Genomic DNA, 1,467 nt, shown 5'->3' with positions numbered 1-1,467 from the left:
CTCACGCACACGAAGATCCTGCATGGTACGGCGCTTTGCGCCGGAGTTTGTCAAACGGTGGAATCGCTTTCGGGCGGTGGTTCGGGCGAGCCGCCAGACAATAAACTTCATGCCCAGCGCCAGGCGCGACGTAACGGCGCCGCAAGAACATGATCGAGCTGTGGGAAGGCCCGTGTGCAGTGACCGGCGCTTACACCTTGAGAGCGCTGGTCGCGAGTCATGCCAAGCCATGGACGGACAGCACCGATGTAGAGAAACTGAACCCGAGCAATGGCTTGCTGCTCGCGGGCACTTTGGACAAGGTCTACGACGGCTACCTTATGTCTGTCCACCCCGAGACTGGCGAGCTGCTCTTCTCCGATGCGATCGACGAGGCAGAACGTGCCCGTCTGGGGGGGACCATACGCGCCTGCGCAAGACACCCACGGCAGAACAGGCTGTGTACCTGAGGGCGCACTACCAGCGCTTCCTTGCGAAGAAGGCGGAGCGCTCCTCCAAGCTGCGCAATTAGCCTGGAGGCCTTGCGGGTTCCCGCCGGGAGCCTTACGTGGCGGGCTGGTGGCCGTCCGATTTCCCGTGCCTCCTGAACCAGCGGCAAAGTCTCACCACCGGCCTTCAATGGCGTTTGTGCGTGCCCGTATAAAGCACGGACGCAAACGCGATCGAAGGGACTAGCAGAATCACGGCTAGCACGATGTAATGGTCCATGGAATCTCCTACGCGCCATTGGTGGCGTGCGTATCCCATGTTAAGCCTATTTTTAACACATTGCCGATGGTGGTCTAAAGCACAGTGCCGCAGTGCTCATTACGGCCTACATAGACCTTTCAATCACGAAGCGCTGCTCAATAATTAAGCGCCCACTGGCGACCGGGTGTCGCACTGCACACACGGGTAAAACCTTTATAGTGGCAGGGTTTGGGTCGCCCCTCTTTTTGCAGTGCGGTCCAGATCGCCAGGCGCGATCGGACCCCGTGTGCGGCCTTGCCGGTTGTCGACAGCCATGTCGCCGAAGTGATTCGGCCCCCTGTCAGCTTCGCCAGTTTCTGCCTACACCTCGAAAGGAAGTCCCTGTGAAATACATTCCCCGCATCGCCGCATCTGCCGCACTCGTCGTCGTCGCTTTCGCTGTTGTCACGTTCGCCCAGATCAAGTTCGCGCCCCAGTCCGCAGACAACAACCCGCTCGCACAGATCGTCCTCAACGTCGAGTCGCAACTGAACGGCTGATCCCCGCCGTCAAAGACAGGCGTCGTCGTCCTCGGCGCTCTCGCGCCAGTCGCCACCCGTCCCGCGGCACCACGCGCACTGCTGGCAGGCAGTGCCAAACTCATGTTTGAGCGTTTCCAATCCCTCGTCGCACGTCGGATTGCTGCACGGAAAGAACGTCTGCATTTCCCCCCTGAGCGTGCACCAAAGCGCCAGCGCACACGATTGGAAAGCCCGTCGCCATCCACATGGGATGTGC

Annotated in this window: 2 protein-coding genes and 1 pseudogene; all 3 read left to right on the top strand. The window is 60.4% G+C overall.

The window, feature by feature from the left end:
- Positions 1–139, top strand: a pseudogene (locus tag A3CW_RS54740) (IS6 family transposase); the annotation flags it as partial.
- Between the two features lie 10 nt (positions 140–149).
- Complete coding sequence (locus A3CW_RS0144130) at positions 150–449, top strand: HNH endonuclease signature motif containing protein (protein WP_028209159.1); 300 nt, start codon at positions 150–152, stop codon at positions 447–449.
- Positions 450–1,073: 624 nt separating this feature from the next.
- Positions 1,074–1,229 (top strand): hypothetical protein, encoded by a 156-nt coding sequence (locus tag A3CW_RS53010; RefSeq protein WP_154671546.1) that lies wholly within the window; start codon positions 1,074–1,076, stop codon positions 1,227–1,229.
- The last annotated feature ends 238 nt before the right edge of the window (positions 1,230–1,467 follow it).

This window comes from Paraburkholderia nodosa DSM 21604, assembly GCF_000519185.1.
GTDB classification, from domain to species: domain Bacteria; phylum Pseudomonadota; class Gammaproteobacteria; order Burkholderiales; family Burkholderiaceae; genus Paraburkholderia; species Paraburkholderia nodosa.
This window is presented reverse-complemented; position numbering and strand designations above follow the sequence as displayed.

Excerpts from the sequence above, each read along its gene's own strand:
- A3CW_RS0144130 (WP_028209159.1), top strand. The coding sequence starts at position 150 with ATGATCGAGCTGTGGGAAGGCCCGTGTGCAGTGACCGGCGCTTACACC.